Origin of the sequence: Colwellia sp. PAMC 20917 (genome assembly GCF_001767295.1) — a bacterium.
Lineage (GTDB): Bacteria > Pseudomonadota > Gammaproteobacteria > Enterobacterales > Alteromonadaceae > Colwellia_A.
In genome coordinates this window covers 3,671,242-3,685,655 of sequence record NZ_CP014944.1, presented here as the reverse complement: position 1 = coordinate 3,685,655, position 14,414 = coordinate 3,671,242, and the positions used below count along the sequence as shown (strand labels likewise).

General features: G+C 37.0%; 14 protein-coding genes. 11 read left to right on the top strand and 3 right to left on the bottom strand.

The annotated features are described in order from the left end of the window. Positions 1-2 precede the first annotated feature (2 nt). The 9 genes from hisC to A3Q34_RS15765 all read left to right on the top strand — a co-directional run bounded on the left by hisC (position 3) and on the right by A3Q34_RS15765 (position 6,871). The gene (hisC, locus tag A3Q34_RS15810) at positions 3-1,109 is read left to right on the top strand and encodes a histidinol-phosphate transaminase (protein WP_070376228.1); all 1,107 of its coding nucleotides are present in this window, start codon (positions 3-5) and stop codon (positions 1,107-1,109) included. Between the two features lies 1 nt (position 1,110). Further along, positions 1,111-2,193 (top strand): bifunctional histidinol-phosphatase/imidazoleglycerol-phosphate dehydratase HisB, encoded by a 1,083-nt coding sequence (gene hisB, locus A3Q34_RS15805; protein WP_070376227.1) that lies wholly within the window; start codon positions 1,111-1,113, stop codon positions 2,191-2,193. Next, positions 2,193-2,816, top strand: coding sequence for an imidazole glycerol phosphate synthase subunit HisH (gene hisH / locus A3Q34_RS15800; protein WP_231907369.1), 624 nt, complete (start codon positions 2,193-2,195; stop codon positions 2,814-2,816). The genes hisB and hisH overlap by 1 nt, the downstream gene beginning before the upstream one ends. Then, on the top strand, positions 2,813-3,550 hold the full coding sequence (gene hisA, locus A3Q34_RS15795) for a 1-(5-phosphoribosyl)-5-[(5-phosphoribosylamino)methylideneamino]imidazole-4-carboxamide isomerase (protein ID WP_070376226.1): 738 nt from the start codon (positions 2,813-2,815) through the stop codon (positions 3,548-3,550). Before hisH ends, hisA begins: the two co-directional genes overlap by 4 nt. Positions 3,551-3,611: 61 nt before the next feature. Next, complete coding sequence (gene hisF / locus A3Q34_RS15790; protein ID WP_070376225.1) at positions 3,612-4,388, top strand: imidazole glycerol phosphate synthase subunit HisF; 777 nt, start codon at positions 3,612-3,614, stop codon at positions 4,386-4,388. Further along, entirely contained in the window at positions 4,382-5,002 is a 621-nt protein-coding gene (gene hisIE, locus A3Q34_RS15785) for a bifunctional phosphoribosyl-AMP cyclohydrolase/phosphoribosyl-ATP diphosphatase HisIE (protein ID WP_070376224.1), read from the top strand. The genes hisF and hisIE overlap by 7 nt, the downstream gene beginning before the upstream one ends. 377 nt (positions 5,003-5,379) lie before the next feature. Further along, positions 5,380-5,721 (top strand): hypothetical protein, encoded by a 342-nt coding sequence (locus A3Q34_RS15775; RefSeq protein ID WP_070376222.1) that lies wholly within the window; start codon positions 5,380-5,382, stop codon positions 5,719-5,721. 147 nt (positions 5,722-5,868) lie between these two features. Beyond that, on the top strand, positions 5,869-6,165 hold the full coding sequence (locus A3Q34_RS15770) for a hypothetical protein (RefSeq protein WP_070376221.1): 297 nt from the start codon (positions 5,869-5,871) through the stop codon (positions 6,163-6,165). A gap of 244 nt (positions 6,166-6,409) precedes the next feature. After that, complete coding sequence (locus A3Q34_RS15765; protein ID WP_070376220.1) at positions 6,410-6,871, top strand: GNAT family N-acetyltransferase; 462 nt, start codon at positions 6,410-6,412, stop codon at positions 6,869-6,871. 253 nt (positions 6,872-7,124) lie between these two features. On the opposite strand, the gene A3Q34_RS15760 is transcribed toward A3Q34_RS15765, so the two are convergent. Further along, complete coding sequence (locus tag A3Q34_RS15760; RefSeq protein WP_070376219.1) at positions 7,125-7,526, bottom strand: MAPEG family protein; 402 nt, start codon at positions 7,524-7,526, stop codon at positions 7,125-7,127. 214 nt (positions 7,527-7,740) lie between these two features. Next, on the bottom strand, positions 7,741-8,385 hold the full coding sequence (adk, locus tag A3Q34_RS15755; protein ID WP_070376218.1) for an adenylate kinase: 645 nt from the start codon (positions 8,383-8,385) through the stop codon (positions 7,741-7,743). 688 nt (positions 8,386-9,073) lie between these two features. Between adk and A3Q34_RS15750 the strand changes: the two genes are divergently transcribed. Continuing rightward, positions 9,074-11,653: an ATP-binding protein gene (locus tag A3Q34_RS15750; protein WP_070376217.1), complete on the top strand. Its 2,580-nt coding sequence runs from the start codon at positions 9,074-9,076 to the stop codon at positions 11,651-11,653. Positions 11,654-11,938: 285 nt separating this feature from the next. Beyond that, a complete protein-coding gene (locus tag A3Q34_RS15745; RefSeq protein WP_197517606.1) occupies positions 11,939-12,385 on the top strand; it encodes a thioredoxin family protein in 447 nt (148 codons plus the stop codon). Positions 12,386-12,450: 65 nt separating this feature from the next. Here A3Q34_RS15745 and htpG read toward each other — a convergent pair whose 3' ends face one another. Continuing rightward, positions 12,451-14,412, bottom strand: coding sequence for a molecular chaperone HtpG (htpG, locus tag A3Q34_RS15740; protein WP_070376215.1), 1,962 nt, complete (start codon positions 14,410-14,412; stop codon positions 12,451-12,453). Positions 14,413-14,414: the final 2 nt, after the last annotated feature.

Genomic DNA, 14,414 nt, shown 5'->3' with positions numbered 1-14,414 from the left:
TCATGTCAACAATAGCTGATAAACTTGCCCGTGAGGAACTTGTTGATATGGTGCCATACCAATCAGCAAGGCGACTTTATGCAAGTGGAAGTGACACATCGTCTGCGAATAGTAATAAAATTTGGCTTAATGCCAATGAAGCATCAGGTCCAGGGATATATGCTATAGATAGCAATTGCATTAACCGCTACCCTGATTTTCAACCTGACAACTTAATCAATGCTTATAGTGAATATGCCGGATTGTCCCCTGCTAATATTCTTGCTACACGCGGTGCTGATGAAGGTATTGAACTTATCATACGTACCTTTTGTAAAGCCTATCAAGACAGTATTTTAATTTGTCCACCGACATATGGTATGTATGCCATTAGCGCAGAGAATCACGGCGCAAATATAATGCGCGTACCGCTAGTTGATAACCAACTTAATATTGAGGCTATAAAAGCTCAAGTGGGTAAAGTTAAAGTTGTTTTTTTATGCTCACCCGGTAACCCAACGGGTAATGTATTAACTACAGATTCAATTCGAACCGTACTTGATATGTTTGGTGATAGCGCAATTGTGGTTGTTGATGAGGCTTATATTGAATTTAGTCCTGAAAGTAGTACCGCAAGCTGGTTAAAAGACTACCCGCAATTAGTGATTCTTAGAACGTTATCAAAAGCATTTGCCTTAGCGGGTTTACGCTGTGGCTTTACTTTAGCTAATGCTGATATTATCACTATGCTGAGTAAGGTCATCGCCCCTTACCCTATCTCTGCACCAGTAGCAGACATTGCCAGTAAAGCATTAGCAAAATTAGCGCTTGAACAAGTAAGTATCCGTGTTCAAGAAACGGTGATTTTACGTCGCCAATTATTTGATTGGCTGAAAGACCAAGACTGGTGTGCTAAAGTTTTTAACAGTGATGCAAACTTTATTTTATTTCGAGCCGTAGATACTGACACTAAAAACTTTATTTTCGATTGCCTAAAACAACAAGGTATTTTAATTCGCGACCAATCTGCGCAACAACAATTAGCCGATTGTTTACGAATTAGCATAGGTAGCGAACGTGAATTATCGCTCCTAAAACAAACGATTATTAATGCAGTAAAAGAGATATAAAATGCTCAATACAAAAAAACAAAACATACTATTTATCGACAGAGATGGCACTTTAATTGAAGAACCGGTTTCTAATAAGCAAGTAGATACACTTGAGAAATTGGTTTTTGAGCCTGACGTTATTCCAGTGTTATTAGCACTGCAAAAAAAGGGTTTCCGCTTAGTTATGGTGTCAAACCAAGATGGCTTAGGAACGACTAGTTATCCACAAGCCGACTTTGATTTACCTCATAACAAGATGATGGATATTTTTTCCTCACAAGGCGTTATATTTGACGATGTGTTACTTTGTCCGCATTTTGACAATGAGAATTGCAGTTGTCGTAAGCCTAAACTTGGCTTAGTAAGTGATTACTTACAGCAAGGAAAAGTAAACTTCGAAAACTCTTTTGTGATTGGCGATCGTGATACCGATATACAACTTGCTGCTAACATGGGTATTCGCGGCATAAAATATAACAAAGAAAGCTTAAATTGGTTGGCAATTTCAGCACAATTATTGAACCAACAAGAACGTGAAGCTAAAGTTGTTCGTACCACTAAAGAAACCAATATTAACGTTGCGGTTAATTTAGATAAAGTCGGTACGGTAAAAATTAACACCGGATTAGGCTTCTTCGATCACATGCTTGAGCAAATTGCTGCCCATGGTGGTTTTTCATTGGAGGTCAGTGTCGATGGTGATTACCACATTGATGAGCACCACAGCGTTGAAGATACCGCACTGGCACTTGGTCAAGCACTAAGGAAAGCATTGGGCGACAAACGTGGTATCGGTCGTTTTGGCTTTGTGCTGCCGATGGATGAATGTCGAGCTGAATGTTCTATCGATTTATCGGGGCGTCCGTGGCTTGAATTTGATGCTGATTTTACTGATAACCGAGTAGGCAATATGTCGACGCAAATGGTTTCACACTTTTTCCGTTCACTTGCTGACTCTATGGCTATTACCCTGCACCTTTCAACAACCGAAGGTAATTGCCATCACCAAGTAGAGAGTTTATTTAAAGTGTTTGGTCGAGCATTACGTCAAGCCATTACGGTAAGTGGTGATGTGCTACCTAGCACGAAAGGTACCCTGTGATGTCTGTTGAAAAAGCAATGATGAACGTTATTGTTGATACTGGTTGTGCCAATCTTTCTTCGGTTAAGTTTGCTGTAGAACGTTTAGGCTTTCAAGTGACCATCACTGACGATATTACTCTTATTAAAAATGCCGACAAAGTGATACTGCCAGGTGTTGGCACAGCAAAACATGCTATGGCAAACATTCGCGCTAAAGGACTGGTTGAAACCTTGCAAAACTTAACTCAACCCGTGTTGGGCTTTTGTTTAGGTATGCAGTTAATGTGTGACTCGTCAGTAGAAAGTAGCGATGGCAAAAAAGTTGACTGTTTAGGTATTATTCATACCGATATTATACCGCTCAATGCTGAAAATAATAGATTACCGCATATGGGCTGGAACACATTAACATCTGTTGGCGATCACCCGGTATTTAAAGGGATAAATATAGGTGACTACTTTTACTTTGTTCATAGCTTTGCCGCGCCAATAAGTGAATACACCTTAGCAACTTGTCAATATGGCTCTAGCTTCTCCGCGGTGATTGCCAAAGATAATTTTATTGGCTGTCAATTTCATCCTGAGCGTTCAAGTAAATTAGGCAGTAAAATTATTAAGAATTTTTTGGAGTTAGCCCTATGATGATCCCAGCAATTGATCTAATCGATGGTCAAGTCGTACGATTATTTCAAGGTGATTACAGTCAAAAAACAAATTACCAATACACAGTGCAAGAGCGCCAGCAAGCCTATGCTAAATCAGGCGCAACCGTAATGCACTTCGTTGATTTAGACGGCGCTAAAGACTCAACGAAGCGTCAACTAGAAACCTTAAAGACCGTCGTCAAACATCCAACGATGACGATTCAAGTCGGTGGTGGAATACGTTGTGAAGACGATGTTAAACAGTTACTGGCATTAGGTGCAGACCGTGTAGTCATTGGGAGTTTAGCGATTAAACAACCTGAACTTGTTACTCATTGGTTAAAAACCTATGGATGTGAAAAAATTGTCTTAGCACTAGATATTAAAATTGATGCTGCTGGCAATAAAACACTCCCTACACACGGTTGGATTGAGGACAGTGGCGTTAATTTAGAAGACCTACTTGCTCAATACCAAAACGCTGGCATAAAACACGTACTTTGTACTGATATCAGTAAAGACGGCACGTTAACAGGCACCAATGTAGATTTGTATCGCGAGGTTTGCGCAAAATATCCTGACATTAAATGGCAAGCTTCAGGCGGTATTGGCAGCCTTGACGATATTAAGGCTTTAATTCCAACTGGTGTTAGCGGTGTTATTTTAGGTCGTTCATTACTTGAAGGTAAATTCACGCTTGAGGAGGCAATTGCATGCTGGCCAAACGCTTAAATTATGGGTTTGAAACCGTGAATTTTTTATTGTCTAAGCAAAGTACAAAGGTTGAAGTTTTATGTTAGCAAAAAGAATTATACCTTGTCTCGATGTACGTGATGGCAAAGTTGTTAAAGGTGTCCAATTTAGAAACCATGAAATTATTGGTGATATTGTACCACTCGCCCAAAAATACGCAGCCGCAGGTGCTGATGAATTAGTTTTTTATGATATTACCGCCAGCTCAGATAATAGAGTGGTTGATAAAAGCTGGGTTAGCCGTATTGCTGAAGTCATCGATATTCCTTTTTGTGTTGCCGGTGGTATAAAAACAGAGCAAGACGCAAAAGAAATCTTAATGATGGGCGCAGATAAAATATCAGTGAACTCACCTGCCTTGCGTGACCCTAATTTGATTTCTCGTTTGGCTGATGTTTTTGGTCAGCAATGTATTGTTGTCGGCATTGACAGTTTTTATGATAAAGAAACGGGGTTGTATCAAGTTTATCAATTTACTGGAGATGAAAATCGCACTCAACAAACCAAGTGGACAACCTTTGATTGGATCAAAGAAGTTCAGCAACGTGGTGCAGGTGAAATCGTTTTAAATTGTATGAATCAAGATGGTGTTCGCCAAGGATATGATCTTGCGCAATTACAAAAAGCACGTGCGGTGTGTAATGTTCCTTTGATAGCATCAGGCGGTGCCGGTGAAACATCGCATTTCGCTGACGTTTTCAAACAAGCCGATGTAGATGGCGCACTTGCTGCAAGTGTTTTTCATAAAGGTATCATTGAGATAAACCAATTAAAACAAACATTGAAGAATCAAAATATAGAGATAAGATTATGCTAGTTACCCTAGAGAACATCAATGAATTAGCTTGGGCTAAAATGGAAAGCTTAATACCAGCAATTATTCAGCATCAAGATACGGGTGCCGTTTTAATGCAAGGTTATATGAATGAAGCCTCCCTCAAGGCAACGTTAACAACGGGTAAAGCGACTTTTTTTAGTCGTTCAAAACAAGCACTTTGGGTGAAAGGTGAGACGTCAGGAAACTTTCTCAATGTTAGTCAGGTTTTAACTGATTGTGATAACGATAGTTTGTTAATTGCTTGTCGACCACTGGGACCAAGCTGCCATTTAGGAACTGAGTCATGTTTTCCTGAACAAAAATTAACTCAGCAAAACTTCCTTAGTGAATTAGAGCAAGTGATTGCTAGTCGAAAAGGTTGCGATCCTGAAAGCAGTTATACCGCGCATTTATTTTCGCGAGGCACCACTAAAATAGCACAGAAAGTTGGCGAAGAAGGTGTTGAGGTTGCACTTGCTGCGGTTGCTGAAACCAAAGAAGACTTACTTGGTGAATGTGCTGATTTGTTCTACCACACACTCGTCTTACTTCAAGATAAAAATATTGAAGTGTCTGAGGTGATGGCAGTACTACAAAAACGACATAACAAATAAGCTGAGTTAACTTTAAGATAGTTGTTTATAAAACGCTTTATCAACAGCTATCTTTCTTTAATTAAGCGGTTATACTCAACTTTACGTCTAAGGATAAATAATTTAGAAAAAGATTTTTATACGCGCCCGATATAGAGTTATTTAACACTCATGATATTAAAAATAGTTACAAAATTACTCACTATTCTTCTGCCCTTGCTCTTGCTCTTTATACAGAGTTCATTATTTAGTCCCCTTACAAAAGCAGAAGATATCTTAATCTTCATTCGTGATGATGTTTACCAAGATTATATGACCTTCTTAAATGGTCGGGATGTCAAAAATTTGCTGGCGTTTCTACGCCAAAATGGCGTACTGACTGGCAAACGTTAAAGTTATTGTCTTTAAAAGAGCTGATCCAAGAAGATGAGTGGCTAAGCCAAGCTCGCATGGTAAACCTAGGTTGGATAGACTTCTTATTAATGCCTTTTAATTCGACACCTGATCAATCCTTTACCATGGATAAAATTCATTTAGTGCCGGTAAAAAGTGTTGCTATAGAGCTCAAAGACAGTCGCCACTTTGTTATTAGTACAAAACACCCTCACGGAAAAATCGCATTTAAAGCCATTAATATCGGGTTAAAGAAATTACGAAGTCAGCATAGAATTGTACAAGCTTTTACACAAGCCGGTTTTTTTGTAAGCCCTGATAAAGTCAAAATATTAAACCTAAACTAATCTTTGTACTATCTGCATATTATGTCCTACAGCCCTTATTCTACATGATAAAAAACTCAGTAATTCATTATTGTTATTGACATTTACACAGAAGAGCGTATATTTTTCCAGCAGAAAATGGATATTGAAAACAGCTAAGGAATAGCAATGTTTAAATACTGGTCAATAAAAAGTTATGGCACAAAATTATTGCCAACACTAGAACGTGATTTTGGGTGCAAAGAATACTATAGCGCTGCTGAAATTCGCATAACAATCTTTAAAAATAACTTCTCCCCCACCTACTTACCTTTAGGTTACATACTCTTTCTTGATGAGATATCTTTAAAAGAAACGATGTATATCGAGTTCCCTCACATAGATGTTAATGAATATCGACAAGAAATTTCAAATTATTTAATCAGTAAAAGTTATCATGGCTACTTACAGGTACTTCACCACTAAATCTAGGTATTATGCCAATATGACTCATTATCTGAGGACGTCTTCTGATGAAACTAGCTATTAATGCGTTAGATATTTAATATTTATAATATCTCACTATTAAAGCCAGTAAGCTTATCTTGAGCATTGGCTTTGCTAATAAAGTAACCCTGCTAATTAATAAAATGGCTGTTATTAACTTTACCTAGTAGATAAATCATGAAAAAATAAACTGTTTCCTGATAATCACAATAGGTAAGGTTTAATGAAAATAGCTTGGCAAGTGAAGCATTTTAAAGCGCTCAATATCGATGAACTGTATGAAATATTAAAGCTTCGTATTGATGTTTTTGTGGTTGAACAAACTTGTTTTTATGCTGATATTGATGATATTGACCGGCACAAAGATACCATTCACCTCTTTTGTTACCTAGAGGGTAAGATCGCCGGCTACTTGCGTATTTTAGCAAAGGGCCAAAGTTACCAAGACTATATTGCTATTGGCCGAGTTATTGTTGCAAGTCATGCGAGAGGGACAGGTTTGGGTCACCAGTTAATGGCTGAGGCGTTAACCGTTTGTCAGCAATATTTTCCAGATCAACAAATTAAAATATCAGCCCAAGAGCACCTTGAAAGCTTTTATGGCAATCACGGTTTTGAACGTGTCTCTGCCATGTATCTCGAAGATGATATTCCGCACATCGCTATGTTAAAAGCTGACCAATAAATAAGCAGGTGTTTTAAACCGTTATTACAAGCGTAGCGCTCAAATAAGCATTGCAGTATGCATGCTTATTTGAGTTATGTTATGTATTAGTTCAAAAGAGGGCTGCATTTGCTAAACTGCAGTAATAAATAAGCAGATATTTTCAACCGTTGTTATTACAGGCATAGCACAGGCATAGCGCTCAAATAAGCATTGCAGTATGCATGCTTATTTGAGTTATGTTATGTATTAGTTCAAAAGAGGGTAGTACCCGCTAAATTGCAGTAATAAATAAGCGGATATTTTCAACGGCTAGAATAAGCATAACAAGGAATAGTGATAACATGCCTATTTGACGCTGCTTAGAAACCCCAGTAGTTTTTGAAAGTCCTACGGCGTGCAGAATACGGCCAATAAATAATATCGCACCTAAGGCGTGCAGTACTATCGGGCTCGCCCCGTTAACCTCATAAATACCCAACATTATCAACGCCATAGGAATATACTCAGCAAAGTTACCATGTACACGAATTGCTTTGGCAAGGGGTTGATGACCACCGTCACCAATACCGGCTTTAAACTGTAAACGTAGGCGAATAATATTGATGGCTAAACCAACAAATAAAAGCGCCAACAAACTCGTGTAGAGCCCTGTTATCGATAAACTTACTACCATGAAATTTCTTCTTATATTTATAGATGAGGGAATATAGTTTACGTTTTAAAATTAATTTTGATAGCCTAAAAGGCCATTATTTTAAGAAAAATTACCCTGTCTATTTTTCTCAGCCAATAAAAACAAAAAAATTCGCCGAAGCGAATTTTTTGTTAGGTATTTATAAGCTCGTTATTAGTTACTTGTTAATAAAGGGCTTATAACATCAACCGAGTTAATTTAATTCGTTAGCAAGTAAAGCACTGACTTCTTCTACAGGCTTAGTGCCGTCAATCGTTAAATACGAACATGCACCCGCTTTTGCTTCATCTTGATAATAAGCCACTAACGGCTTAGTTTGCTCATGGTAGATACCCAGGCGTTTGCGGACTGTGGCTTCTTCATCATCAGGACGAATAGACAAATCTTCACCGGTATCGTCATCTTTACCTTCAACTTTAGGCGGATTATAAACTAAATGATAAACACGACCAGAACCGGCATGAACACGACGACCACTCATGCGATCAACAATGACTTCATCAGGAACATCAAATTCAACGACACTGTCAACTGAAACGCCGTTATCTTTCATCGCATCTGCTTGTGGAATTGTACGAGGAAAACCATCAAGCAAAAAACCTGCTTTACAATCATCTTGTGCAATACGTTCTTTGACTAAACCAATAATCAGATCATCAGAAACTAATTGTCCAGCATCCATCACTGCTTTAGCTTTATTACCCAGGTCAGTACCTGCTTTAATAGCAGCACGTAACATGTCACCCGTAGAAATTTGTGGAATACCAAATTTAGCCATTAGGAATTGTGCTTGAGTGCCTTTGCCAGCGCCCGGAGCACCTAATAAAATAATGCGCATAAAATATTGCCTTATATGTTTAATATACTAATTAGGCTGTTGTACTGGTGTCAAAACGTCTCGAATATAACAGCCAAATGAGTATTTTTTCGATTGTGCAACACTATACAAGTTCAATTGTAGTCAGACAAGTAGCATTACCGCTCTATCATCAAAAAAGGCACTAAAAAGCTATTTTTTATACTAAAGTCTATGGGGTTATCGAGGTGATATAAGGCATTTAAAGATAATACCCAAAATTATAATCAACAAAGAGACAAGCAAATAAGGACTAATGAGTCTTACTTACTATAAAGAAAAAACTTGCGATAAAAATATAATCTCCTAGCACTTGGGTAATAAGTAAATTTAAATGACCCTTTTCTACTGTGAGATTTCCATAGATACGCAATACGTTAATCATGTAGCTTAGAGCAGCCAAAAAAATGATTAAACACTCAGTGCCTTACCTTTATTAGGATCAGTAAAGGTAAAGCTTGCGTTGTAACCTACTGATGAGTCATTGTGGTTGAGTGTAAAAAATTAATTTATTCACACTCAATATATTTTATATATAAAATAAAGCGTTAAGCATACTTTTAATAACCGCTTCTAGGTGGTTACCCCTATTGCTTGTTGACAGTATTAACTATATAAATTTATGTGGTAATAACATGTAGTTCCGCGATCAGCCTTATGGAAAGCAGCAATGAATCAGATACATAGATGTTGTAGAAACTCTTTTTTTATTATTATATTTTGCCTTGTCGCGAATTTATTAACGATAACTTCTGTTGTTGCACAAGACATAGTGGGTGAAGATGTTGATGAAATAATAAGTTTGTTAAACCAACAACAATATTCAACAGACTATTTTCAAGAAAAACTATTTCCTCGCCTGGCCAGTATTGATAACGATAACCAAAAAATAAACTTATTGATTCAATCTTGTGTTTATAGCATGTTTGCCGATCAATACAGTGAGGTAAAAATTTGTAGTCAACGTCTCAGTATTTTAGCCGAGCAGATTAAAAATAAAAGTGCGAAAAATATTGCCGCTATTTATTTAATCGTCGGAGAAGTAAACTTACAAGACTCATCCGACGTCGCACATAAAAAATTAAGTACACTTTATCCAACATTAATAAGCAAGCGCGCAAAAATTCATTATGATATAGCCTTAGCCATGACAGCTATTAGAGAAGATTTTCCTATTTTAGAAAATCAGATACTGCGTAATAGCCTGCAAAAAATAATTGGACAATCAAATTATTCTTTCGAAGAATTTGCCATGCTTTGGGCACTCTCTGCTATTTCTAAAGATGCAAATGAATATGTTAATTTAACTCTGCGGTTATTACGCTCATCAAACAAACATAATTACGTTATTAATAAAGCGTCTTTTCTATATAATTTACAATGGCATTTAACCGGTGTTAACGAAATTATTATTGCCAATCGTGTGGCTAATGAGTTACTAAAACTCGCCAAAGAAGAAACAGATGAAAGCAGTAAAGTGCTACTTTTATTAGCCTACTTAGATAATAAAGCACGGCTTAAAGAAAATGTTCCTACTGAAACAATAAGCTATATAAAATCAGTTACCACTGATGATGAATTTTGGCAGGCTTGGTTAAATACTGTATTGTCATTTTATTATGCAACTGAACAAAACGAGCAAATGTCACGGTATTATTTCGATGTAGCAAAGCACTACTTTGATGCTCAACCCGACTTAGCTACCCCTGATGAATTTATAGAAATTGAATCAATACTCGCCTTTAACAGTAAGGACTATAGCAAGGCAAAAGCTTTGCAAGATAAATTTTGGTGGAAAAAATACTTAACAATAAAAACCAACCAGCAAAATAATATTATTGATGTTAGGAATACCCTCAAGAAAGTCATTGATGAAGAACAAAAAAGCAGAATAGTTGTCGAACAACTGTTATTGAAGTCTGAACAAGCCAGTATCACATTGGCGACGGTATTATTTATTATTTTTATCTTAGTTATCTTTCAATACAAAATGTATTTAAAACTAAAACATGAAGTAGAAACAAGAGTTAAAGCCGAGGTCGGTTTGCGTGAGGCAAAATCATTGGCAATAGAAGCTAAGATAGATGCCGAAAAAGCAACGATGAAAGCTGAAAAGGCGAATCAAGCTAAAAGCGAGTTTTTATCAAACATGAGTCATGAGATCCGCACACCAATGAATGGTGTTTTAGGCTCACTACAAGTATTAAAACAAGAAAATTTATCTGACTCATCAAAAGAATTAGTTGATATCGGCATTATTTCCTCTAAAAATCTCATTACAATTATTAATGATATTTTAGATTTATCTAAAATCCAATCAAACAATATTAGCTTAGAATCGCTGCCAACCAACATTGGTGAACTGTTCAAATCTATTATTTTAGAACTGTCTTTTTTAGCAGAGCAACAAGGTATTACCTTAATTTTTACTATAGAAGAAGATCTTTGTACTTACTGGTTAACGGACCCGATAAGGTTAAGACAAATTATTGTCAATTTAATTTCTAATGCGCTTAAATTTACCCCTAAAGGTGAAGTTAGCATAACGCTTATGGAGAAAGATGAGAAAGTGGTTTTCGAAGTCAAAGACACGGGAATTGGATTATCACCAGCTCAAATTAAAAAACTTTTTATCCGTTATGAACAAGCAGATACTTCCACAACAAGAAATTATGGTGGTACGGGTCTAGGTCTGTCTATTGCCAAGCAATTAACAAACTTGATGGGGGGTGACATTAACGTCATTAGTGAAGAAAATGTTGGCTCTATTTTTAGTGTGGTATTGCCATTAAAGAAAACTACGTTGAAAAGTCATAGCAAGTTAGCATTGAAAAAAACGCAAGCCCCACAGGCACAGGGATTCGATATTCTATTGGCAGAAGACAACAAAATAAATCAAAAAGTATTTAATGCTGTTATACGCCCGACTAAAGCAAACATTCGTATTGCAAATGATGGCATAGAGGCAATAGCAGAAATCGGCAAACTAATACCTGATTTAATTTTTATGGATATTCAAATGCCAAATATGGATGGCGTTGAAGCGTGTAAGGCGATTAAAAAAAGCAATCCAAATATCCCAATTATTGCCTTAACGGCGAATGTTATGGCCCACGATATTAAAAAGTACCGACAAGCAGGATTTGATGATTGTTTAGGCAAGCCCATTGACGTTCAGGAAATTTATACACTATTGCAAAAATTTTTAACAAGTGCCCAGACCAATAAAGCCAGTGATATTGATAACTGAACTTTAAAAATTAACGCCATTACCTATAGAGAGAAGTAACTTATGGTTACTACATGCTTAGTTAACTTTTAATGCCTTTAGGCTGCAAATAACCGATACGATAATGCCAATTTTATGGTGAGATAAGATAATTGTTATAGGTCAAAATAACAGGCTCTGCTAGCGTTCATCTTGATATTGCGTTGAGTATTAACGTTCAGCTTTAAATTAATGAACTCAAATGAAAGCATATACTTAGATAGTGGGTCTAGTGGGTACTTGTTCAATTATATTATCGAAAAGCCCATGAATAAATTTTTTATCGCAATAATTGCCGCCATTATTTTAATACCTAGCCTCTATGCGGGTATTTCATCAACTTTATATACCACTCAAGTTGAATGGCATAGTTATCAAGACGCGCGTGCAATGGACTCAACAAAACCAATTTTTGTCTTTGCTAAAATGCGCTTTTGTACAACCTGTGCAGCAATGGAAAAAGATGTTTTTACAGATCCCTCTCTAGCTAAAATATTGAATGAGCAGTTTATTCCTGTTAGAGAAACTATCAACTTTATGCTTTCAAGTTTTGTTTTTGACGATCTTAAAGATAACAAAGGTGAGCAGCTTACTTTTAGAGGATTTCCAGCGGTGATGATCGTTCGCGGTGACCAATATTCCTTGAGTCATGGTTATAAAAGTGTTGAGCAACTACAAACACTGTTAAATAAAGCCACAAATAAAGTAGACTGAATTAGATATAAAAAAGGAGCCGAAGCTCCTTTTTTTTAATCTGTACACTAAGAAATATTAAAAGCTTACTTAGTAAGGCTCAACATTAATTTGTTTAAACGTGCAACAAAACTTGCTGGGTCTTTTAAGCTACCACGCTCAGCTAACATCGCCTGTTCAAACAATACTTGCGTCCACTGATTGAATTTTTCATCATCAGTTTCATTAGCAACATGTTTTACTAACTCATGCTCTGCATTGATTTCGAAGATAGGTAATGCGTCAGGTACTTCTTGTCCAACTGATTGCATAAGCTTCATCATTTGGCTGCTCATGTCGTGCTCATCGGCAACGATACAAGCTGGAGAATCAGTTAAACGTTGCGACAATTTAACATCTTTCACTTTACCAGCTAATGATGTTTTAATACGGGTAACAACAGAATCGAACTCTTGCTCAAGTTTTTCTTGTGCTTGTTTTGACTCTTCATCTTCCATATCACCTAGGTCTAAACCACCACGCGTGACCGATTGTAATTGCTTGCCATCAACTTCTGTTAAGTGGCTCACTAACCATTCATCGATACGGTCAGACATTAATAATACTTCTATGCCCTTTTTACGGAAAACTTCTAAATGAGGGCTGTTTTTAGCCGCTTCAAAGCTGTCTGCAACAACATAGTAAATCTTTTCTTGTCCTTCTTTCATACGTTCTACGTATTCAGGAATTGAAACACTTTGAACCGCAGTATCATGCTCTGTTGAGGCAAAGCGTAATAAGTTTGCAACTTGCTCTTTATTACCTTGATCTTCTGCTGGGCCTTCTTTCAATACTTGACCAAACTCGTTCCAAAATGACTGGTATTGCTCTTTGTCTTTTTTACCTAGTTTTTCAAGCATTTTAAGTACGCGTTTAGTACAGCCTTTACGGATCGCTTGGGTAATTTTGTTATCTTGTAAAATTTCACGAGAAACGTTTAACGGTAAATCATTTGAATCTAATAAACCTTTTACAAAACGTAAATATGTAGGCATAAACTGTTCAGCGTCGTCCATTATAAATACGCGTTGAACAAATAGCTTTAAACCATGTTGTTTTTCACGGTTATGCATGTCAAATGGCGCTTTGCTTGGAATATAAAGTAATGATGTATATTCAGTTTTACCTTCTACTTTATTGTGCTCCCAGACAAGTGGGTCGCCAAAGTCATGTGATACATGCTTGTAGAATTCTTTATATTCGTCATCAGAAACTTCTGATTTTTCACGAGTCCACAATGCAGTGGCTTTATTGACAGGTTCCCATTTGGCAGGTACTTCAGCAACGGCTTCAGCAGCTGGAACAGTAACATTGTCTTCGTCATCTTTAACTTCAGCAACGGCTTCAACACCAGGAACTGCTGGTGTTAGCATTTCAACAGAAACAGAAATATGATCTGAGTACTTAGTGACTATTGATTTTAAACGCCAATCGTCAGCGTATTCTTGCTCTTCTTCTTTTAAGTGAAGAATAATATCGGTACCACGATTAGTCTTTGAAATTTTAGCTGTGGTGAATTCACCTTCGCCAGCACTTGTCCATTCAACACCTTCGGATGCATCAACACCAGCAGCGCGAGAACGCACAGTTACTGAGTCTGCAACGATAAATGCTGAATAAAAACCAACACCAAATTGACCAATAAGTTGTGAGTCTGAAGCTTGATCGCCAGAAAGTTGCGAGAAAAACTCAGCCGTACCTGATTTAGCGATAGTACCTAAATGATCAATAATTTGATCATGCGTCATACCAATACCATTATCAGAAATGGTAAGCGTATTATTTTCTTTATCGCAACTAACACGTACGCGTAAATCACCATCACCTTCGTATAGATCAGCATTTGATAGTGCGTTAAAGCGAAGTTTGTCAGCAGCATCGGCCGCATTTGACACTAACTCACGTAAGAAGATTTCTTTGTTTGAGTAAAGTGAATGGATCATTAATTTAAGTAATTTAGCGTTATCAGTTGCAAACTGATGATTTTCTTTTTGGCCTGTTTCTGACATTT